We start from the raw sequence: 21417 nt of genomic DNA, 5'->3' as shown, positions 1-21417 counted from the left end.
ATAATAGTATAACTAAAACCGGCCTTACTTCGTATGGCCGGTTTTTTTATACCCCGAATTTTAAATTACATTTGCCAAATGATAGAATTGGGCAATTATAATGAGCTGGAAGTCTTGAGAGACACCAGTGTCGGACTCTTTTTAGGTAGTGAGGGAGGGGCCGAAATACTTCTTCCAAATAAGTACGTACCTGAAAAAGCCGAAATAGGTGATATGATTCGAGTTTTCTGCTATCTCGATCATGAAGAAAGGCCCATAGCCACTACTTTGACGCCAACCGTATTAAGAAATAGGTTTGGATTTTTGAAAGTGGTAGAAGTCAATAAGATAGGAGCTTTTCTAGATTGGGGACTTGAGAAGCATTTATTGGTTCCTTTTAGCGAACAACGAGATAAAATGAAAGAGGGGCAGTGGTATGTCGTTCATTGTTATATGGATGATATCTCGTTTCGATTAGTAGCTTCGAACAAACTGAATAAGTTCTTGGATAATGAGAACCTGACCATCAGCGAAAGGGATGAGGTGGATCTCTTGTTCACCCGATTGACGGACCTCGGTTGGGAGGTAATCATCAATGATACCCATAAAGGCCTGGTATATAGCAATGAAATTTTCAAAGATGTTTCAGTAGGTGATAGAACCAAAGGGTATGTCAAAAAAATTCGCCCTGACCATAAGATAGATGTTTCTCTTCAACCATTGGGTGAAAGTGTTCTTGAACCAACGGCAGAGGCAATTTATAAGAAACTGGTAGATAATGGTGGTTTCTTGGCATTACATGATAAATCGGATCCCCTTGAAATAAAAAGGGAACTGCAAATGAGCAAGAAAACCTTTAAAAAGGGCGTGGGAACACTTTATAAAGCTCGTAAAATCGATATTGTAGAGAATGGTATCAAGGCGATTTGAAATTAATTTGGCAAGTAATTTATTTTAGGATGTTGCTAATCAAATGATTAAAATAGAACTACGCATCATCATTTCGAAATTTGACCACAAAAAACTTTATTTTTGCAACATTCAAATAGTGTATTTCATCGATCTTTAGCTATTTTGGTTAACTTTAACGAAGAAACCCCGTAAAACTTATTGTTATATGCCATTTATAGAAGAAAGCGATCTCTTAGAATTGCATAAGGATATAGATAAAGCCCAAATCATTAATGAACGTCTTCTTGACCAGATAAAGTTCAAGAACAGAGAAATAAAAAGAAGCAAACTTCAGCGTAATGTTTTTGCTGGCTTCACGGGTTTGTTTTTAATCGGGGCACTTATCGTTTTTTCATTTACGGCAGGCAGAAGTGTATCGCATAACTACGAGAGCCCAAGTAACCTACTTGTCTCAATCGATAGTTTAGATGCCATAAAATCAAGAATAGACAACCTAAAACAACAAAACGAAGAACTGAGTCTAGTAAGGGAGTTTTATTTGGCCAAGAAGTTTCTTGAAAAGGAGAAGATATATTCGGTTCAGATCAAATCGTTCGTTGAGAATAATATGACCTTGGCGTCTGAAGCGTTGACCAACACGATGTTTGTGAAGGCCAACCCATTTTATTCTTATTCACTTGGTAATTTTGAAACTTTGGAAGAGGCCAGAACTTTCAGAAACCAATTGGTAGATTTAGGTTTTTCAGATGCGTTTGTGGCATCATACAAAGATGGTAAAAGAGTACAAATAGAAGACCCTAACTAGTTTTGACAAAATTTAAGGCCTGGGTCGGGGCGGCCCGTTTACGAACGCTTCCTTTATCAGTTTCGGGTATTTTGGTGGGTACGGCTTTGGCATGTTATGATGGCCAATTTAATAGTGAGATATTTCTTTTGGCACTTTTGACGACGGTAGCGTTTCAGATCACTTCCAATTTTGCGAACGATTATGGTGATGGTGTCAAGGGAACCGATAATGAAGACCGAATAGGTCCGCAGCGCGCTTTACAAAGTGGAGTTTTAAAAAGAAAAGAGCTGAAGAAAGGTATAATTATATCAATGGTAATTGATTTTATACTGGTCATTATGCTTATTTATGTAGCTTTCGGATTTGAAAAAATGCTCTACCCATTAATTTTTTTGGTTTTGGGTGTTTTGAGTATTTGGGCAGCAATTAAATATACAGTAGGGCGCTCAGCATATGGTTATAGAGGTTTGGGAGACCTATTTGTTTTCCTGTTTTTTGGTCTTTTGGCAGTTTTAGGATCAATGTTTTTGTACACTAAGCATCTTACTGTTTTGGCCCTTTTACCGGCCATTGCCATAGGAGCATTAAGCACGGGAGTTTTGAACCTGAATAATCTAAGGGATTTTAACTCTGATCGAAAAGCCAACAAAAAGACTTTGGTGGTCAATATCGGCTTCAATAATGGCAAAAAATATCATTATGGCCTGTTGTTGTCAGCATTTGTCAGTATTATAGCGTATAGTTTTATTTCATTTAAAGGGTGGTATGTAATGTTGCCTCTTTTGGCTTTCATTCCGATATTTATTCATCTGGGTAAGGTTTACCAAACCAATGAACCACGGCTGTTTGACCCCGAATTAAAAAAACTTGCGCTAAGCACCTTTCTTTTGGCGGTTTTGCTTTACGCTAATTGTAATATTTTTTTGTAAATTTAATCTATAAACCTACTAAATACTACCCACCTTGGAACAGCCCATTAAAATACTCATTGTAGAGGACAACGTAATCATCGCCGATGATATGCAATCAATGCTTGAGGAAATCGGATATGAGATTGTCGATAACGTTATCGTTTACGAGCAGGCAGAAGAAGTTTTGAAAAACCAGCATGTCGACTTAGTTTTGATAGACATCATTCTTGCCTCGGACAAAACAGGAATCGACTTAGGTAAGCATATCAGGGAAAATTATGACATTCCCTTCATCTTCGTAACCTCTAACTCTGACAGGGCCACCGTAGAGAATGCCAAAACTGTAAAGCCTAACGGCTATTTGGTAAAGCCTTTTGAACAGCAAGATTTGTACACCTCAATCGAGATTGCACTTTCAAATTTCACCAGGTCTGGCAAAACATCAGCGCCTGCATCAGAAAGCAACGAAGATGTTCCGATGAGCAATACGGTCTTAAAAGACTCCATTTTCGTCAAGAAACAACATCTCTACTATCGTATTCAATTTAGCGACATCATGTTCATTAAGGCCGATAATGTCTATTTAGAGGTGAATACAATCGATAAAAAGTTCTTGGTCCGTTCTCCTTTAAAAGATTATTTAGAGAAATTGCCCAAGAACCAGTTCTATAGAGCGCACAAATCATACATCGTTAATGTGGATCATATAGATGCGATCAACTCAAAGGATATTATGATCAAGGATACATTGATACCGATTTCGAAAGATTTCAAAGAGTTCATTATTTCAGCAATGAATTCTTAAAAATAAAATCAAAGATTGCTTAAAAGGGATGCCATTCGCATCCCTTTTTTCGTCTTAACACTTTTCACAACAGGTTTGGCCATTTACACAACAATAGTTTTAAATACTGATTAGAGGGTGATACTTTAGCATCATAATAATTGACGTAACAGTCGATACCTTCAGAATTAATTTTTTCATTTTCATATAGTGTTCTCGTAAAAGAGCCTATCCTAACGGATCAGGCTCTTTTTAATTTTAATAAGCTTCCTCAAGTTTTAAAATCCAAAAAATAGGTTCTGAAATTACCTTGACAACTCATTTTTGCTGTTGACAACAGAAACAATAGCTTTCACAACAATGTTCCTTTTGGTGACAATAACATATTATATTTTTGAGGCTCAGGGGCAAATCCTTTTTTTTTAAGGACATCTTAGATACCGAAATGGGGCGATTAATGGTAGATGACGGTACTAGCTTTCCCGAGTTGTAAGTAATCAATTCTATACTATATCCATTTAAGATTTAGTATTTTAAAAGAAATTTACCATAACCATTAATTTTGTAAAGCATCTTTATATTTTTGCCACGCCTAAAGCTTACCGAGCTTTGGCAATTCGGCTCTATTCAGAGGCTTAAGTAGATCTGAGTTACCTTTTCCAACCATGAAGAAAATTAGCAGAAAAACATTTTTGATCATAGCAGTTATGCTGCTATTCTTTTCTGGCTATGGGCAGTCTGCGAATGCTACGGATCAAAGCCTTTTTCATCAGTTTCAAGAGTTGGCTACGACAGACGAAAAAATGGCCTTCTTTTTCAATGAAGAGGATCTTTACAGAGAAAACTCTACCTACGACTGGCTTGAGCTTATAACTATCAACCTTAACGCGGCCATCAAAAACGATGACCAAGACGATATTAAAAGATTTCAGCTTATGCAAGCTCGTATCTTTTACGATTTAGGTGATTATGATAAGAGTTTGGCAATTACCAAAGAGTTGATGGAGCAAATAGAGGATCTTGATATTTATCTTTCCTCTAAGCTTCTTGACCTGATGGATGATAACTACGGTCAGCTCACTATGTACCCCGAACAAATAGATATTCGCGAAAAAAAGCGTGAAATGGGTATTATGGAGAGTGTTGCCTTTTATGATATCTATTCTAATCTAGGCATGTACCGAAAGGCAATGGACGATTATATCGCCAATGTAAAAAAGAACATCGAAGAAGATGATTTTTTCGGTCAAGCCGACTATTACAACCACTTGGGCAATTTTTTAAGGCTAGACGGTTCTACACCAACTGCATTAAGCTATTATAAAAAGGCAAAAGGTTATATTGATGTATACTTGGAAAGTGTAACCCGCAGAAAGTCTGAAAAAATGTTGGCCGATTCAGACCTTTTAAAAGGTGTAATCGAAGGAAACATCGGTAAGTGCCATGTTGACCTCAAACAGTACGAAGAAGCCATTCCGTTTTTGGAAAGTGGAATCAAAAAAATAAAAGAAAATAGCGATAGGGCCTATTCATCTGAGATTACTGAAAATAGTTTGGCTATTTCAGAATGTTATCTTCAGTTGAAGAATTATGAAAAGGCGACAGATTACTTGAGTGACAACCTTCAGACAAGTACAACCGAGAATCTTCTTAAGAAAAACCGTTTGTTGTCGCTTTATTACGAGCTTACTCAAGACTACAAGAACTCTTCCCATTACCTTAGAAGGGAAATACGTATTAGGGATTCTATAAGCGAGAACGAATCGCAGCTTAGACAACAGCAGCTATCTACTGTAATGATGCAGAATTTAAAGTATTCTCAAGATATGGTAGCGGAGCAAAAGCTGGCTTTAGAAAAGCAGAGAACTGAAAACCTTGAAAAAGACAAACGAAATAGTTTGGTTCTAATTTCTCTATTGTTCACGTTACTTGGTTTTGCGGGGCTTGTTTACGCTTACCTAAAGAGTATCAAAAACCAAAGATTGATCGCAGAGCAAAAATATATTATTGAAAACTCGTTAGTTGAAAAAGACTCGTTATTGAAAGAGATTCACCACAGGGTGAAAAACAATCTTCAAATGGTTTCGAGCTTATTGAGCCTTCAAACCAAAAATACTAGGAGTAAGGCAGCTATTGAAGCCCTTGAAGAGGGTAAGAGTAGGGTAAAGGCCATGGCCTTGATACATCAAAAGCTTTACCAGAACGAAGATCTTTCCGTAATCGAAATGCAGAGTTATATCGAAAGCTTGATAAACAGTGTACAGTCTGTTTATAAGAAAGGCGGGCACAATATCAATATTACGGTAGATGCCGAAGGTGTCGAACTTGATATAGACAGGGCTATACCATTCGGTCTAATGCTCAATGAGCTTGTTTCCAATTCGTTCAAATATGCTTTTCCTCATGGGGATGAGAATGGAAAAATTTACATCCATATAAGAAAAACAGGAGAACAAGAAGGCTATTTTGAATATGCAGATAATGGTGTGGGGCTGCCCGAAGACTCTGAGGAACGCGCTAATACATCAATGGGTATTCGCCTAATGAACAGATTGGCCAATCAGCTACAGACAACACTGAACATTGATCGCCATGCCGAAGATGGTGTGCGCTACTGGTTCAATTTTAAATAGAGGCAGTTATAATTTATTAGTTTCTTCTGAAAAACATTTACCTGCACAGTAATCTGCCTTTATATAGCTAAATTTGCTTCCGTAAATGGAAGCAACCTACAAGAAATACACCCTTCAGTTCAAAAGGCCCAGTGGAACTTCCCGTGGTGTACTTACCCAAAAGGAAACGTGGTTTATCATTCTTAAAGAAAATAATCGTGTTGGTATCGGCGAATGTGGTATCCTGAGAGGATTAAGCTTTGATGATGTACCTGGTTATGAAGACCAACTAAAGTGGGTTTGCAACAATATTCAATTTGGGCTAGACCATCTTTACGAGACTTTATATAAGTTCCCAAGTATACAATTTGGCCTTGAACAGGCATTTATTTCCTTGAGTTCCTCAAATCCTTTTCATCTTTTTTCTTCTGATTTTATTTTACAAAAAAGGCCTATTTCAATCAACGGCCTTATTTGGATGGGTGATGAAGGCTTTATGCACGAACAAATCGCCCATAAGATTAATGAGGGTTTCCGGTGCATTAAAATGAAAATCGGAGCTATCGATTTTGAAACAGAAATAGCATTATTAAAATCCATAAGAAATAAATTTGACCCTTCTGAAATAGAGTTGCGTGTAGATGCCAATGGCGCTTTCTCTCCAACAGATGCCTTGGAAAAATTAAAACGTCTATCCGAATTTCAAATTCATTCTATTGAACAGCCCATTAAACCTAAACAACTTAAGGCTATGAATGGTTTAAGTAAGCACTCTCCAATTCCCATAGCATTGGACGAAGAGTTGATTGGCATTTTAGATGTAACGGAAAAGGAAAAACTGCTACAAACCATTAAGCCTCAATATATTATTCTAAAACCTAGCTTGGTAGGAGGTTTCAGGGGAAGCCAAGAATGGATCAATTTGGCCGAACAAATGGGAATCGGTTGGTGGATCACCAGTGCCCTCGAAAGCAATATTGGTTTGAACGCTATAGCACAATGGACGTATACCTTGGCCAGCGCAATGCCGCAAGGTCTTGGTACCGGCTCTCTGTATACCAATAATTTTGAAAGCCCTTTGGTGGTCAGGCAAGGTGAACTTATTTATGATAATGCCTTAAATTGGCAAGATGACTTAATACAAGAATTATGTACATAGAACAAGGTTATAAAGGATCTTTAGGCATCTGGAAATATTGGATCATACCTTTAGGTTTTTTGGGTCTTATGGTATTCAACTATATATCGACCTTAATGACGCCCGTGCCGGTGGAAGATGTTATGCAGGGCCTAATAGAACAGTTCGGTTCCAATAAGGTAACCATAATATTATTGGCTCCGTTGGCCATCGGTTTGTTTGTTGTTTTAGGTTGGACCAAGTTGGTTCACGAACAATCAATAACTTCACTAACCACAAGCCGACCTAAGATTGATTGGGGTCGTGTACTTTTTTCATTTGTTTTGTGGGGAAGTATCACGGCGGCAATGACGATGACCTGGGTGTTTCTTTCACCAGAGAACTATATTTTCAATTTTCAGTTAAAACCCTTTTTAATACTGGCAGCCATAACTATCATCTTAATTCCGCTTCAAAGTAGTTTTGAAGAATACCTATTTCGCGGGCATATGATGCAGGGTTTGGGCATAATGGCTAAGAATCGATGGATACCCTTAGTCTTAACTTCTGTTCTTTTCGGACTGTTACACCTTGGGAATCCTGAGGTAGGCAAATTGGGCTACGGTATCATGATATTTTATATCGGAACAGGTTTTTTTCTGGGAATAATGACATTAATGGATGAAGGACTAGAACTTGCCCTAGGGTTTCATGCAGCCAATAACTTGATAACAGCTCTCTTAGTTACCGCTGACTGGACAGCCTTTCAAACCAACTCGGTGTATAGGGATATTTCGGAGCCAACATTAAGTTGGGACGCTTTTCTACCAGTATTTGTCATATTTCCGATCATTTTGTTCATCATGTCAAAAAAATACAATTGGACCAATTGGAAGGAGCGCCTGACCGGTAAAGTTTTAACCAAGGAAGAATTTTTCGCGAAAGATGTAAATGGGCAATAAACGAAAAGTTCATAAGAATTTTAAATTGCAGGGAGTCTCGTGCAATGATATTGATTTGCATGAAATAGCCTATTCTTTGGTAAAGGAGGGTGATAAATCTGAAAAGGCTATAGGTGATTTTATTCTTGATTGGTTAGATGATAAGCCTTTTATCAAAGTAAGTACTTCGGGATCTACAGGCGCACCTAAGCAGATTTCAATCCTTAAAAAGTTCATGGCCAACTCCGCGAAAGCCACAGGCAATTTTTTTGGTTTGAAGGAAAACACTACAGCGTTGCTGTGTTTGCCGTGCAATTATATTGCAGGTAAAATGATGTTGGTCAGGGCTATGGTCTTGGGCTGGCACTTAGATTATATTGAGCCAAGTGCTTCATTACATATTCCAACCGATAGAGTTTATGATTTTTCAGCGATGGTTCCCCTTCAGGTTCAGAATTCCTTGAACGAATTATCTTCAATAAATACTTTAATTGTTGGTGGAGCACCATTTTCATCAAGCTTAAAAAAGAAATTGGTTTCGAACGATGTCTCTACCAAAGTGTATGAAACTTATGGAATGACGGAGACCGTGACCCATGTTGCACTTAAAAAAGTACACCCCATTGATCAGGTCGAGTATTTTCTTACCTTACCGGATGTAGACATCCGAATAGATGAAAGGGGATGTTTGGTAATAAATGCACCAAAGATTAGTGTAAACGAGGTGGTTACCAATGATATCGTTTCATTAATTTCAAACAATGAATTCGAATGGTTGGGGCGGTTCGATAACGTAGTTAATTCGGGCGGTGTCAAATTATTCCCAGAACAAATAGAGGCCAAGCTCGCTAAAGTTATCGAGCCACGTTTCTTTGTGACCGGATTACCCGATGAAAATCTAGGGCAAAAACTAGTTTTGTTGATAGAAGGAGACCCCGAATTGGAGCGGATTCGACTAAAGATTGAGAGCCTCAAAGTTCTTGACCGATTCGAACGACCAAAAGAAATATACTTTCTCAAAAAATTCACTGAGACCTCCAGTGGAAAAGTACAAAGACAGCAAACTTTAGATCAACTGGCGATTTAAGCTTTATGGTCTTATACCTGAATGACCCCTAGGTTAAAATCTTTGGTTATAGGGGCGTGGTTAGCTGCTTCGATACCCATAGAAATCCATTTTCTGGTATCTAGAGGATCAATAATGGCATCCGTCCATAATCGGGCAGCTGCGTAATAAGGAGAAACTTGATTGTCGTATCTATCTTTTATTTTATTGAATAATTCCTGCTCCTTTTCTTCCGTAATTGTTTCTCCTTTCTTCTTCAAAGAGGCTTTCTCTATTTGCAAAAGCACTTTTGCGGCCGAATTTCCTCCCATCACCGCTAATTCTGCACTTGGCCATGCAACGATTAATCGAGGATCATATGCTTTGCCGCACATCGCGTAGTTTCCGGCGCCATAACTGTTTCCTATCACAACAGTAAATTTTGGAACGACAGAGTTGCTGACGGCATTGACCATCTTGGCACCATCCTTAATAATACCGCCGTGTTCACTTTTACTTCCGACCATAAACCCGGTAACATCCTGTAAAAAGACCAGTGGAATTTTTTTCTGGTTGCAATTGGCTATAAACCTAGTGGCCTTATCCGCTGAATCGGAATAAATAACACCGCCGAATTGCATTTCACCCTTCTTGGTTTTGACTACCTTTCTTTGGTTGGCTACTATTCCGACTGCCCAACCATCGATTCTTGCATAACCCGTTAAGATAGTCTTGCCATAACCTTCTTTATATTCTTCAAAATCTGAATCATCGACAAGTCTCTTGATGATTTCCAACATGTCATATTGGTCGGTTCTGGAGGCAGGTAAAAGTCCAAAAATATCATCGGGCTTTTCTTTGGGCTTAACAGCTTTCTTTCTACTGTAACCGGCAAGCTTAAAATCACCCATCTTATCCATAATGCTTTTAATTTTGTTTAAAGCATCGGAGTCGTTTTTGGCCTTATAGTCGGTTACACCACTTATTTCACAGTGTGTCGTAGCCCCACCTAAAGTTTCATTATCTATATTTTCGCCAATGGCAGCCTTCACTAAATAGCTGCCTGCCAGAAAGATACTGCCCGTCTGGTCAACAATGAGCGCTTCATCGCTCATTATCGGTAAATAGGCACCTCCGGCGACACAACTGCCCATGACGGCAGCTATCTGGGTAATGCCCATACTGCTCATGACCGCATTGTTTCTGAAAATGCGGCCAAAATGTTCTTTATCAGGAAAAATCTCATCTTGAAGGGGCAAGTAGACCCCTGCGCTATCAACCAAATATATTATGGGTAATCTGTTTTCAATAGCTATTTCTTGAGCGCGTAAATTCTTTTTGCCAGTTATAGGAAACCAAGCCCCGGCCTTAACGGTAGCATCATTTGCTACAACTATGCATTGCTTTCCCGACACATATCCGATTTTAATGACAACTCCCCCAGATGGACAACCGCCATGCTCTTTATACATGCCTTCACCTGCAAATGCACCAATTTCTATACTTTCAGTTCCTTGGTCCAATAAATAATCGATTCGTTCGCGGGCGGTCATTTTGCCTTGGGAGTGTTGCTTCTCTATTCGGGATTTTCCACCTCCTAGTTTTACGGTGGCAAGACGTTTTTTTAGTTCAGAAAGTAAAAGTTTATTGTGGTCTTCGTTTTTGTTGAATTTAAGATCCATAAAGGTGCATTCTTTTGATAGGCTAAAGATACGGAGTAAAATTCATTACATTTGGTCAAATCAAGATTACATAATGGCTGAGAAAATAAGATGGGGCATCGTTGGCCCTGGCAGAATTGCACATAGTTTTGCAAAAGATTTAAGTTTGGTAGAAGGTGGAAAATTGACTGCAGTTGCCTCTAGAAACCTGCAAAGGGCCCAAGAATTTGCCGACGAATATGGGGCTGAACACAGTTTTGGGTCGTACGAAGAACTTTTCGATTCAGATGTGGTAGATGTGCTATATATCGCTACTCCGCACACCTCACATTGCGAACTTTCGATAGCTGCAATGGAAAAAGGAAAAAATGTGCTTTGTGAAAAACCTATGGGGCTCAATTCGCATGAAGTTGGTCAAATGGTCGATTCGGCTAAGAAGAACAACGTTTTTTTAATGGAAGCCCTTTGGAGCCGTTTCAACCCATCTATTCTTAAAGTGAAAGAAATAGTTGAGAAAGGAACACTGGGCGAAATTGCATATCTCAACGCTAATTTTGGTTTTTATGCTTTAGACCGCAATGAAGAACATCGCTTATTGAATCCGAATTTGGCAGGCGGTTCTTTATTGGATATTGGTATTTATCCCATTTTTCTGGCCTATTTGATTTTGGGAAAACCCGACGGAATAAAGGCCATGTCAAAATTTCATTCAACGGGAGTTGAGGCTCAGACCGCTATGATTTTTGATTACCCTTTTGCACAAGCAGTGTTAACAAGTGGCTTGCGTTCCAAAATATCGATGAAAGCCGAAATAGCGGGTAGTAAAGGTTCGGCCTATTTGCAAGAGAGATGGCACGAAACACAAGGATATTCTTTTGTACTTAATGGAGAGGAGCAGGCAGTCGATTTACCAACCAAAGGCATTGGGTATTCCCATGAGATTGAAGAAGTACATCGTTGTCTGCAAGAGGGTAAATTACAAAGTGATAAATGGAGCTTACAGAACAGTTTAGATTTGGTCGGTCTGTTGGATGAAGTGAGAAAAATAACGGGCGTCACTTTTCCTAAAGAGTGAATGAATTCCCTAAAATAGCTTATGGAATAAGGATTTACTACAAAAATTACGATATTTGCAGTTACCTTTAAATCTAACCTAAAATTTTATGGGAATGAATAAAAATACCGTACTGGCATGGGCCACCTTTATCATGATTGTAGTAGGATTGGCCTTGATTGCATTAGGGGCTTTCAGATATGATGAGGTCGCCGGATGGGGTTTCGCCTCGGTCGGTATCGGTTTTTTTGCAATCGCATGGGTATTTAATGCCCTTAAGGGTCGTGTATAAGACCCTAACTTCTACTTTTAATAATTTCAGTCTTAGTAAATAATAACACTAATCAATTGCTATAATGTCTGACGATAAGAAAGTTATCTTTTCAATGTCCGGGGTTACCAAAACGTATAAAAATGCGAATACCCCAGTGCTCAAGAACATATATTTAAGTTTCTTCTATGGTGCTAAAATTGGTATTCTAGGTCTTAATGGTTCGGGTAAATCTACACTATTAAAAATTATTGCCGGTGTAGATAAGAATTATCAAGGTGATGTAGTTTTTTCGCCAGGGTATAAAGTAGGGTATCTTGAGCAAGAGCCTCAACTTGATGAAAACAAAACGGTTTTAGAGATTGTAAAAGAAGGTGTTGCCGAAACCGTGGCCGTTCTTGACGAGTACAATAAGATCAACGATATGTTCGGTTTGCCCGAGGTGTACGAAGATGCCGATAAAATGCAGAAGTTGATGGATAAGCAAGCGGAGCTTCAAGATAAAATAGATGCATCAAATGCTTGGGAATTAGACACCAAGCTTGAAATCGCTATGGATGCCCTGCGTACCCCAGAGCCCGATAAGAAAATAGGTGTACTTTCAGGAGGGGAAAGAAGAAGGGTAGCTCTTTGTCGTTTACTGCTTCAAGAACCTGAAATATTGTTGCTTGATGAGCCTACCAACCACTTAGATGCCGAATCTGTTCACTGGTTGGAGCATCATTTGGCTCAGTATAAGGGTACGGTAATAGCAGTGACCCACGACCGTTACTTCTTGGATAATGTAGCAGGGTGGATCCTTGAACTTGATAGGGGAGAAGGCATACCATGGAAGGGCAATTATTCAAGTTGGCTAGACCAGAAAGCCAAACGTTTGGAACAAGAGAGCAAGTCTGCTTCTAAAAGACAAAAAACATTGGAGCGAGAGCTTGAGTGGGTACGCCAGGGTGCCAAAGGTCGCCAAACGAAGCAAAAGGCCCGTTTGAAGAATTACGATAAATTGATGAGTCAAGACCAAAAGCAACTTGATGAAAAACTTGAAATTTATATTCCTAATGGTCCGCGTTTAGGAACCAATGTTTTGGAGGCAAGTGGCGTCAGTAAAGCTTATGGAGACAAACTACTTTACGAAGAGCTGAATTTTAAACTTCCGCAGGCAGGCATTGTAGGCGTTATTGGGCCTAACGGTGCTGGTAAAACGACGATTTTTAGAATGATAATGGGTGAAGAGCAACCGGATAAAGGTACTTTTACCGTTGGCGAGACCGCAAAAATCGCTTATGTAGACCAAAGCCATAGCAATATAGACACAGATAAAACTATTTGGCAGAACTTTAGTGATGAACAAGAATTAGTTATGATGGGCGGCCGTCAGGTAAATTCAAGGGCCTATCTAAGTCGTTTTAATTTCTCTGGAAGTGAGCAGAACAAAAAGGTAAGTATGCTTTCCGGTGGTGAGAGAAACAGGTTGCACCTGGCGATGACGCTAAAAGAAGAGGGTAACGTATTACTTTTAGATGAGCCTACCAATGATTTAGATGTCAACACACTAAGAGCGTTGGAAGAAGGTTTGGAAAATTTTGCTGGTTGTGCCGTGGTCATATCTCACGACCGCTGGTTCCTAGATAGAATATGTACCCACATCTTAGCGTTTGAGGGCGACTCTCAAGTTTATTTCTTTGAGGGCTCTTTCTCCGATTATGAAGAGAACAAGAAAAAACGTCTGGGTACGGATATTATGCCCAAACGAATCAAATACAAGAAGTTAATACGATAATAAAAAAAGGCCGGTATAAAAACCGGCCTTTTTTTATTAGTAATCTTCGTTGGGGTACCAGTCTAGCTGAACCACTTCGATATCTGAATTTTTTTCGTTTACAATCTTTTTGAACTTACTGACATCGCTCACATCAGGGTTACCTCTAAAGTGATAGGGGTATACTTGTTTCGGTGCAAATGCCAAAACACCATCAGCAGCACTTTCTGGGGTCATAGTATACGGCAGATTCATACATACGAAGGCCTTGTCAATATTTTCTAGGCTTCTCATCTCGGGAATATCTTCTGTATCTCCCGAAAAATAAACTCTTTGATCACCTAACGTTAGAACGTAGCCATTGCCTCTACCTTTTTCATGAAATTGTTTTGCTTCTTCCCTAAGGTTGTACATCGGTATAGCTTCGACTGTAATGCCAAACCTTTCTTTACTTTCACCGTTATTGAGAACATCGATTTGTGTAGTGAATTTTTCAGGCATTTTATCGGCTGCTGCCTGTGGCATGATAATTTTGGCCTTTTTAGTGTCCAACGCTTCCAGTGTCTCAACATTTAGGTGGTCTCCATGAATATCGGTAACCAGTATTAGGTCGGCAAGCTTTTGATCCTTGAAGGCCTCTGCACCTCCTACGGGGTCGATATAAATAACCTTATCTGTCCATTCCAAAACAGCTGTAGCATGTTCAATGGGAATTATCTTAACGTCATTGGAAATTTCATTTTTTTCGGGTTCTTCCATGGCAGTCTCTTCCATACTTTCCGTTTCTGCTTTCTTGGTTTGCTCCTTGCAGGCAACAAGACTGATGATGGCAAGAAAAACTAGTTGAAGTGTTAGTTTTTTCATTTTCGATATTTTAAAGTTCTATAAATCTTGAAATAGCATCCGATTTAGATGCTTAATAAAATTACAAGTACATCTTTAATTCTAAGGGTTTTAAAGAAAATTATTTTATTCCAATTTGTTTTATTTCTGAACAGAATTAAGATATAGATAAAATTATTTTATGAAGGCAAGTTAAATTTCTGTCATTTAATCATATAGGTCTGATTAAATTAAGCTAAGAATTGGTCGTAGAAGTGGCGCGAAGGATTCTAAAGGGGCACTTTTACCTATAAGGATAATCTTTCATTTTTTTAAGACAAAAAATCTAAAATATAAATCTTAACGTATATAGAAACGATACAAACAAACAGAATTAAAGAAATTAATTTAAACATTATGACTGAAACAAAAAGTAACAACGGATTAAAGGTTCTGGCAGGCCTTTTGGGTGTGGTACTGTTAGGTACTATCATCTACACTGTTAGCCTTTATCAGGAAAAGAAGAAGAATGAGGCAGCCTTGACCGAGCAGAAGCAGTTGGTAGTTGAGGATCTGAACAGTCTGAAATCTGAATACGATAAAGCTATTTTAGAAAGCAATGCCACCAACGAAGAATTGGTGTCTGCCCGAGATAATATTGCGAAATACATCGACTCTGTAAAAAGTATGAAGGCCGATCTTGCTACATTATCTAGATTTAGAAGACAAGTAAACGTGCTAAAGCAAGAAAGAGAGCAGCTTTTAAAGCAAGTTGACTCTTTGACCAAAAGCAACACTTTGATTGCTATGCAAAGGGATAGTACTTATTCGGAGTTGGAGAAACAGACTATGTTCAATGACTCTTTGGTAGTACAGAACACACAATTGGCCGACGTAGTTGAGAAAGGTTCTGCATTAAATCTTTCAAAATTCAATGTAGACGCCGTTAAGGAGAGAAACAATGGTAAATTGGTATCTACGGCACGAGCTAAAAGAACCGATAAATTTAAAATTTGTTTTACTGTAGCGGATAACGTTATTTCTGAAGCTGGAGATAGAGAATTTTTTATCGAAGTGCTAGACCCTCAAGGAAATATTTTAGGGGAGAGCTACTCTAAATCGAACGATTCAGGCGCTTCTATTACCTACAGTAAAGGAACGAGCTTCTATTACGAGAACAAAGCCTTAGACGTTTGTGATTATATCAACAAGCCTGCAGGCGATTTTCAAGAAGGTAACTACATGGTAAATGTATATGATGACAGATTAAAACTGTTAGGTACCTCAAAATTCACTTTGAAATAAAAGGGTCTTACAATAACAAACACTATCCATTAAGTATTAAAGGGGAAATCATCGATTTCCCCTTTTTGCTTTTATTATTTAAGGCTTCCTACCATGTCTTCAGGTTTCACCCATTCATCGTATTCTTCGGCTGTTACGTAGCCGAGATTGATGGCTTCTTCTTTAAGGGTGGTTCCATTGGCATGGGCCGTATTGGCAATTTCAGCTGCTTTGTAGTAACCAATTTTGGTGTTCAGCGCGGTTACAAGCATTAGCGAGTTATTAAGCAATTGCTTGATAACTTTATGGTTGGGTTCTATACCAGCAGCACAATTCTCTTCAAAACTTACGCAAGCATCTCCAAGTAATTGCGCAGATTGCAAAATATTGGCTGCCATCATAGGCTTGAAAACGTTTAGCTCATAGTGACCTTGTGTGCCACCGACCGATATGGCCACATCGTTACCCATTACTTGGGCACATACCATGGTAAGCGCTTCACATTGGGTAGGGTTTACTTTGCCAGGCATGATGGAACTACCAGGCTCATTTGCTGGTATAATAATTTCACCGATACCGGATCGAGGTCCTGAGGCCATCATTCGAATATCATTGGCAATTTTGTTCAACGAAACGGCCAATTGTTTGAGTGCTCCATGGCTTTCTACGATGGCATCATGGGCGGCTAAGGCTTCAAATTTATTTTCGGCTGTTTTAAAGGGTAATCCTGAAAATTCGGCAATGTATTTTGCAACCAAAACGTCGTAACCCTTTGGGGTGTTCAGTCCCGTACCTACGGCGGTTCCGCCAAGAGCAAGTTCACGAAGGTGCTCCAAGGTGTTTTTAAGCGCTTTGATTCCGTGATCCAATTGTGATACATACCCCGAAAACTCTTGCCCTAAGGTGAGGGGAGTGGCATCCATTAAGTGGGTTCGGCCAATTTTTACCACATTGTTAAATTCCTTTGCCTTTTTATCCAAAGTGTTTCTTAACTGCTCAACACCTGGTATGGTAGTTTCAACAATCTTTTTATAGGCCGCAATATGCATTCCGGTCGGAAAAGTGTCATTTGAAGATTGTGATTTGTTCACATCATCATTAGGTTGAATGGTCTTTTCGCCTTCACCAATTTTCTTCCCGGCAATTTCATGGGCCCTATTGGCAACAACCTCATTAACGTTCATATTGCTTTGTGTACCTGAACCGGTCTGCCAGATAACTAAAGGAAATTGGTCATCGTGTTTTCCCTCTAAAATTTCATCACATACTTGAGCAATTAGGTCTCGCTTTTCTTCTGAAAGTACATTCAATTCGTGATTCGTGTAAGCCGCAGCTTTTTTTAAATAGGCAAAGCCATAAACTACCTCTAAGGGCATTGAAGCGGCGGCACCAATTTTGAAATTATTTCTCGAACGCTCGGTTTGTGCGCCCCAATATTTGTCTGATGGAACCTTTACTTCGCCCATCGTATCTTTTTCTATTCTAAAGCTCATTATAATTGAATTTTCATTAGTAAAAACAGAGAAAAACAAAGGTAGGACATAGCCTTTTTATATCCGCCGAGGGGTAGTGAAAAATTCATTTCTAACCTAGAATGTATTTTTTTTATTTTCCATTTGCAATTTTCACCCTTTCTCAAGTATCTTTGTACATCAAAACGCATTAAATGGACTTTGAATTTAGCCAGTATCTAGGATTTTTAGCTTTTTTGACCATTCTTACCATCGGTTTTTGGTTGATGATTTTCTTATTGACCTTTGTAGTACCTTATTGGTTAGGTGGTAACATCATCGAATTATATAAGGAATGGAGAGATAAGAAAAAGGCTAAGAGAAGCGCTTAATTCATTCCAATATCATAAAACAAAAAGGGGAGGCAAATGCCTCCCTTTTTTGTTTGCGTTGTAATGGTAGGTTTTAGAAACCTTCCTCATCATCTCCACCATTATAATCTCTACCGTTCTGTCTATCTCTCTTCTTTTGCTCGTTGATACGATAGATAAAAGAAAGCCTAATTTCGCGCTGTCTCCATTGAAATTCACTATCCTGCTCGTAAAAGTCAGTGGTGGTAAAACCGTTACGTTTTCTTGAATTCAAAAGATCTTGTACGTTTAACGAAATAGTAGCTTTGTCATTCAATAAATCTTTACTGAAAGCTAGGTTGATAGATAAAATACCATTAGATCTCCCCTGTACTTCATCAGAAGCCCCGCGATAGAAAGCGTTTGTCTGCCAATCAATTTTCCAAGGTAATTCTACTTTTGAGCTAAAACGCCCGAACCAGCTACTATTTGATTGACTATAATTAACCCCGTTAAATTCACCGTCAAGATTAAAGCTGAAGAAATTGACGCTACTATTCAATCGTAACCATTTGGTAGGATTGTAGAGTATGCCCAATTCGGCTCCTGTTCTATCATTGGTCGCTAAATTGAAAGGTATGTTTCGTACAACTTCGACCTGCGAGCCACCAGGGCCCGTAATAAATACTTGTTCTTGAACCCTTTGAAAGGCATCCGTTTCCCTTTGATAGTAAATGGAAGATGTCAAGGTCACCTTTTCCCATCTTTTTAAATAACCTAAATCGAAGGCATTTGAAAAGGCAGGTGCCAAGTTGGGGTTACCCTGAAAGATATTTGTTCTACTGCTTCTAGAGGGGAATGGGTTTAAAAACCAGCCTCTTGGCCTGTTGATTCTCCTGTTGTATCCTAAAGAAACATTTTCCATTTCGTTGAACTCATATATGAAGTTAACGGTTGGAAAGAGGCCTGTGTAATTGTTATCAAAATCTGTATCAATAGGAAAAGAAAATTCTTCTTGAAGTTCTTCTTCGGTAAGTTGAGATTCAATTTTTCCCTTTAACTGGGTACTCTCCATTCGAAGACCTAAAAGAAAATTGAAATCCCCAAATTTAGAACCGTATTGAGAGTACAGGGCATGTACGTTTTGCGTGTAGTCAAAAAGATTTGTTTGGTTAAGGTTTACTTCGAGATTGCCGGCATCATTTTCTTGAAGGAGGCGATAATCTGTGACTTCATTTTCGAAATTGCCACGATAGCCCGCTTCGAATTGAGAGCCTTTGCCAAACGGTAGTACGTAATCACTTTGTATCAAATATTCTTTCTGGTCTTCAATTGTTGAAGTCTCTTCACGGGGAATATTGATATCGGTATTTGAGGTATTGTTGTAACGAACGGGTTCATTAATATAGCTGTTTCCCGTCTCGGAGTCTACTGAGTATTGAAAATCGGCCGTTAACTGATGTCCGTCATCGTTAAATCTATTGATATAATTTAAAGAAATTTGATGGGTGTCGTCTTCTTCCGTTTCTAATTCTCTACGGGTCGTGCCAACTTGCGGCGCATTATTCAAAAGATAATCGTTCACATTGGTATTTACATCTTCATCACTTCCTGTTCTGTAGAAATAAGACCCGGTTAAGGAAGATTTTTCGTTAAAGAAGTACTCCATGCCGATATTGGCGTTCAGACCGCGATCTAAACGATCAATATCTCTATCTTCAATATTTCTATCATATGCTATACTATCAAGAAAAGCATCTTGTCTAGAGTTGAAATATCGTGTATCGAAAAAGCCATTTCCCGGCCCTTCTCGATATCGATAACCAATGGTGCTAAACAGGTTATACTTAGTGGTGCGCAAGTTGCCATTAACGGTAACACCGCCATTTGTGGGCACTCCGCCATACACATTAACCGACCCATTGAAACCTAGGGTCTTTTCTCTTTTCAGTACAATGTTTAAAATACCCGCTGTGCCCTCTGCATCGTATCGGGCCGATGGGCTCGTAATTACTTCTACTTTCTCTATGGCATCTGCCGGTAACTGTTGTAAGGCATCCGTTGAACCAAAACCGGCAAGGGCCGATGGTTTACCATTAATAAGAATTCTAACGTTTTCGTTCCCTCTTAAACTTATGCCTCCTTCAATATCAACATTAACAGAAGGAACGTTGTTCAAAGCATCACTAATGGTAGCACCGCTGGTAGTAATATCTTTACCTATGTTGTAGATTTTTTTATCAAGTCGAACTTCAACGGTAGTTTGTTCACCAACTACTTCGACACCCTCAAGTTCAGCTGCTGAAATTTCAAGGGAAATCGTACCCAAGTCAACAGATTCGTTAAAAGTAGATTGTGATACCTTGAAAGTTTTATACCCTATATATTCTATGGAAGCATTATAACGACCAGGCGCAACTTCAACCGAAAATTTTCCGTCGATATCGGTGATACCTCCGTTCACTTTAGCTGGGTCTTGAATGCTTTGAAGTACAAGCGTAGCATATTCAAGAGGCTGGCCTGTTTCTTTGTCAAGTACTGTTCCTGAGATTTTTATTGGTTCCCCTGGTTGTCCTTGAGGTCTTTCGGGGCGTTGGGAATAATTTTTTAAAGATACTAGAGCAAGGACAATCAGAAACAGTTTTTTCATTTTTGGTTTTTAGGTTTTAGTCTTCCGGTCTTTCCGTTTTTTCTCCCGTTTCTTGTCTTTTCGTGTTTTTTGAATTCCTTTCTTCTGCATTTCTACAAAACCTTCGTATTTCTCGAGTGGTAATCCAGCCTTCAACTCTTCGTCTTGAGCCTTGGTGATTTTTTCCATTCCTTCACGCATTTGTTCCGGAGTGAGTTCGAGAATTTGCATCTCGATACGTTTTTGAACATATTTCTTTAAAATAGAGCTCAATACCGCACTCTCGAACTCGTTCAGTTCTAAAGTTTCGGCAATTTTCGGCATCTCACCATCCACAATCTGCTCAGCAGTTTTAGGTTCAGGTTCTTTAGGCGTGTGCTCAACCTGTGGTACTGCGTTTCGCTGTCTGCCATAACCATAACCATAGCCACTGCCGTAGCCGTAACCATATTGGGCCTGTAATTCTGCACCAAACACTAATAAAACAAAGAACAAGAGGGTAATTTTGATAAAGTTCTTCATGACGATATCGGTTTATAAGATTGTTATAATGAATAATGGTTTAAATGAAGTTGGTTAAAGCTTTGTTAAATGTATTTAACAACAAATGTACCAATAATTTGCAGGTCGAAATTTTAATTTTTGAAGGTAAAAAATGTTTCTACCTGAATTTTTCAGGCAGAAACATTATGTATCTTTATTTTGATAGAAGTTCATTAATTAACTCGGTAGGTCTACCGATTACAGCATGTTTCCCCTTAATAACGATAGGTCTTTCTATTAGCTTAGGATGCGCAATCATGGCATCGATAATTTCGTCATCGGACAATAACTTACCTTTATAATTTTCTTTCCAAACCTGTTCGTTCTTTCGAACCAACATCTCAGGGGTAATGGCCAAGCAAGAAAGAATATCTTGTAACTCTTGTTTAGAAGGTACATCTTCTAAATATTTGATTACTTCAAAGTCCTTTCCTGATTTTTCGAGAGCTTCCAAACCCTCCCTTGATTTTCTACAACGTGGATTATGATAAATTTTAATCATTTGTAT

Annotated in this window: 19 protein-coding genes; 13 read left to right on the top strand and 6 right to left on the bottom strand. The window is 38.8% G+C overall.

Translation table 11 applies throughout. The annotated features are described in order from the left end of the window. The first annotated feature begins 78 nt into the window (after positions 1–78). The 8 genes from D1013_RS13395 (at position 79) to D1013_RS13360 (ending at position 9130) form a co-directional block, all read left to right on the top strand. Complete coding sequence (locus D1013_RS13395; protein ID WP_121850731.1) at positions 79–909, top strand: CvfB family protein; 831 nt, start codon at positions 79–81, stop codon at positions 907–909. A gap of 187 nt (positions 910–1096) precedes the next feature. Next, positions 1097–1696 carry an SPOR domain-containing protein gene (locus D1013_RS13390; protein ID WP_121849315.1) on the top strand — a complete coding sequence of 200 codons (600 nt, stop codon included), beginning with the start codon at positions 1097–1099 and terminating at the stop codon, positions 1694–1696. A 2-nt stretch (positions 1697–1698) separates the two neighbouring features. Beyond that, positions 1699–2607, top strand: a complete 909-nt coding sequence (menA, locus tag D1013_RS13385; protein ID WP_121849314.1) for a 1,4-dihydroxy-2-naphthoate octaprenyltransferase — start codon at positions 1699–1701, stop codon at positions 2605–2607. Positions 2608–2641: 34 nt separating this feature from the next. Then, positions 2642–3394 (top strand): LytR/AlgR family response regulator transcription factor, encoded by a 753-nt coding sequence (locus D1013_RS13380; protein WP_121849313.1) that lies wholly within the window; start codon positions 2642–2644, stop codon positions 3392–3394. 644 nt (positions 3395–4038) lie between these two features. After that, a complete protein-coding gene (locus D1013_RS13375) occupies positions 4039–6006 on the top strand; it encodes a sensor histidine kinase (protein WP_225621459.1) in 1968 nt (655 codons plus the stop codon). Between the two features lie 85 nt (positions 6007–6091). Next, entirely contained in the window at positions 6092–7144 is a 1053-nt protein-coding gene (locus D1013_RS13370; protein ID WP_121849312.1) for an o-succinylbenzoate synthase, read from the top strand. Continuing rightward, complete coding sequence (locus D1013_RS13365) at positions 7135–8064, top strand: CPBP family intramembrane glutamic endopeptidase (protein WP_121849311.1); 930 nt, start codon at positions 7135–7137, stop codon at positions 8062–8064. The genes D1013_RS13370 and D1013_RS13365 overlap by 10 nt, the downstream gene beginning before the upstream one ends. After that, positions 8054–9130: an AMP-binding protein gene (locus tag D1013_RS13360; RefSeq protein ID WP_121849310.1), complete on the top strand. Its 1077-nt coding sequence runs from the start codon at positions 8054–8056 to the stop codon at positions 9128–9130. The genes D1013_RS13365 and D1013_RS13360 overlap by 11 nt, the downstream gene beginning before the upstream one ends. Before the next feature lie 11 nt (positions 9131–9141). On the opposite strand, the gene D1013_RS13355 is transcribed toward D1013_RS13360, so the two are convergent. Further along, positions 9142–10770, bottom strand: a complete 1629-nt coding sequence (locus D1013_RS13355; protein WP_121849309.1) for an acyl-CoA carboxylase subunit beta — start codon at positions 10768–10770, stop codon at positions 9142–9144. 73 nt (positions 10771–10843) lie between these two features. Here D1013_RS13355 and D1013_RS13350 point away from each other — a divergent pair, with 73 nt between their 5' ends. From D1013_RS13350 to ettA, 3 genes are all read left to right on the top strand, one after another. Beyond that, a complete protein-coding gene (locus D1013_RS13350) occupies positions 10844–11824 on the top strand; it encodes a Gfo/Idh/MocA family protein (protein ID WP_121849308.1) in 981 nt (326 codons plus the stop codon). A gap of 88 nt (positions 11825–11912) precedes the next feature. After that, on the top strand, positions 11913–12095 hold the full coding sequence (locus D1013_RS13345) for a CAL67264 family membrane protein (protein ID WP_086476561.1): 183 nt from the start codon (positions 11913–11915) through the stop codon (positions 12093–12095). Positions 12096–12159: 64 nt separating this feature from the next. Further along, positions 12160–13851 (top strand): energy-dependent translational throttle protein EttA, encoded by a 1692-nt coding sequence (ettA, locus tag D1013_RS13340; RefSeq protein WP_121849307.1) that lies wholly within the window; start codon positions 12160–12162, stop codon positions 13849–13851. Positions 13852–13887: 36 nt separating this feature from the next. On the opposite strand, the gene D1013_RS13335 is transcribed toward ettA, so the two are convergent. Continuing rightward, entirely contained in the window at positions 13888–14694 is an 807-nt protein-coding gene (locus D1013_RS13335) for an MBL fold metallo-hydrolase (protein ID WP_121849306.1), read from the bottom strand. Positions 14695–15069: 375 nt separating this feature from the next. On the opposite strand from D1013_RS13335, the gene D1013_RS13330 reads away from it, so the two are divergent. Continuing rightward, on the top strand, positions 15070–15957 hold the full coding sequence (locus D1013_RS13330) for a DUF8428 domain-containing protein (RefSeq protein WP_121849305.1): 888 nt from the start codon (positions 15070–15072) through the stop codon (positions 15955–15957). A gap of 74 nt (positions 15958–16031) precedes the next feature. Here D1013_RS13330 and fumC read toward each other — a convergent pair whose 3' ends face one another. Next, positions 16032–17429 carry a class II fumarate hydratase gene (fumC, locus tag D1013_RS13325; RefSeq protein ID WP_121849304.1) on the bottom strand — a complete coding sequence of 466 codons (1398 nt, stop codon included), beginning with the start codon at positions 17427–17429 and terminating at the stop codon, positions 16032–16034. A 173-nt stretch (positions 17430–17602) separates the two neighbouring features. Between fumC and D1013_RS20395 the strand changes: the two genes are divergently transcribed. Next, positions 17603–17779, top strand: a complete 177-nt coding sequence (locus tag D1013_RS20395) for a hypothetical protein (RefSeq protein WP_162987905.1) — start codon at positions 17603–17605, stop codon at positions 17777–17779. A 73-nt stretch (positions 17780–17852) separates the two neighbouring features. Here the strand turns inward: D1013_RS20395 and D1013_RS13320 are convergent, their stop codons facing one another. The 3 genes from D1013_RS13320 to arsC form a co-directional block, all read right to left on the bottom strand. Then, positions 17853–20387 (bottom strand): TonB-dependent receptor, encoded by a 2535-nt coding sequence (locus tag D1013_RS13320; RefSeq protein WP_121849303.1) that lies wholly within the window; start codon positions 20385–20387, stop codon positions 17853–17855. Positions 20388–20396: 9 nt separating this feature from the next. After that, positions 20397–20888, bottom strand: coding sequence for a hypothetical protein (locus tag D1013_RS13315; protein ID WP_121849302.1), 492 nt, complete (start codon positions 20886–20888; stop codon positions 20397–20399). 175 nt (positions 20889–21063) lie between these two features. Beyond that, on the bottom strand, positions 21064–21411 hold the full coding sequence (arsC, locus tag D1013_RS13310) for an arsenate reductase (glutaredoxin) (RefSeq protein ID WP_121849301.1): 348 nt from the start codon (positions 21409–21411) through the stop codon (positions 21064–21066). Positions 21412–21417: the final 6 nt, after the last annotated feature.

The organism is Euzebyella marina (genome assembly GCF_003687485.1).
In the GTDB taxonomy this organism is placed as follows: domain Bacteria; phylum Bacteroidota; class Bacteroidia; order Flavobacteriales; family Flavobacteriaceae; genus Euzebyella; species Euzebyella marina.
This window is presented reverse-complemented; position numbering and strand designations above follow the sequence as displayed.

Excerpts from the sequence above, each read along its gene's own strand:
- D1013_RS13395 (WP_121850731.1), top strand. The coding sequence starts at position 79 with ATGATAGAATTGGGCAATTATAATGAGCTGGAAGTCTTGAGAGACACC.
- D1013_RS13390 (WP_121849315.1), top strand. The coding sequence starts at position 1,097 with ATGCCATTTATAGAAGAAAGCGATCTCTTAGAATTGCATAAGGATATA.
- D1013_RS13375 (WP_225621459.1), top strand. The coding sequence starts at position 4,039 with ATGAAGAAAATTAGCAGAAAAACATTTTTGATCATAGCAGTTATGCTG.
- D1013_RS13370 (WP_121849312.1), top strand. The coding sequence starts at position 6,092 with ATGGAAGCAACCTACAAGAAATACACCCTTCAGTTCAAAAGGCCCAGT.
- D1013_RS13365 (WP_121849311.1), top strand. The coding sequence starts at position 7,135 with ATGTACATAGAACAAGGTTATAAAGGATCTTTAGGCATCTGGAAATAT.
- D1013_RS13360 (WP_121849310.1), top strand. The coding sequence starts at position 8,054 with ATGGGCAATAAACGAAAAGTTCATAAGAATTTTAAATTGCAGGGAGTC.
- D1013_RS13355 (WP_121849309.1), bottom strand. The coding sequence starts at position 10,770 with ATGGATCTTAAATTCAACAAAAACGAAGACCACAATAAACTTTTACTT.
- D1013_RS13350 (WP_121849308.1), top strand. The coding sequence starts at position 10,844 with ATGGCTGAGAAAATAAGATGGGGCATCGTTGGCCCTGGCAGAATTGCA.
- D1013_RS13345 (WP_086476561.1), top strand. The coding sequence starts at position 11,913 with ATGGGAATGAATAAAAATACCGTACTGGCATGGGCCACCTTTATCATG.
- ettA (WP_121849307.1), top strand. The coding sequence starts at position 12,160 with ATGTCTGACGATAAGAAAGTTATCTTTTCAATGTCCGGGGTTACCAAA.
- D1013_RS13335 (WP_121849306.1), bottom strand. The coding sequence starts at position 14,694 with ATGAAAAAACTAACACTTCAACTAGTTTTTCTTGCCATCATCAGTCTT.
- D1013_RS13330 (WP_121849305.1), top strand. The coding sequence starts at position 15,070 with ATGACTGAAACAAAAAGTAACAACGGATTAAAGGTTCTGGCAGGCCTT.
- fumC (WP_121849304.1), bottom strand. The coding sequence starts at position 17,429 with ATGAGCTTTAGAATAGAAAAAGATACGATGGGCGAAGTAAAGGTTCCA.
- D1013_RS20395 (WP_162987905.1), top strand. The coding sequence starts at position 17,603 with ATGGACTTTGAATTTAGCCAGTATCTAGGATTTTTAGCTTTTTTGACC.
- D1013_RS13320 (WP_121849303.1), bottom strand. The coding sequence starts at position 20,387 with ATGAAAAAACTGTTTCTGATTGTCCTTGCTCTAGTATCTTTAAAAAAT.
- D1013_RS13315 (WP_121849302.1), bottom strand. The coding sequence starts at position 20,888 with ATGAAGAACTTTATCAAAATTACCCTCTTGTTCTTTGTTTTATTAGTG.
- arsC (WP_121849301.1), bottom strand. The coding sequence starts at position 21,411 with ATGATTAAAATTTATCATAATCCACGTTGTAGAAAATCAAGGGAGGGT.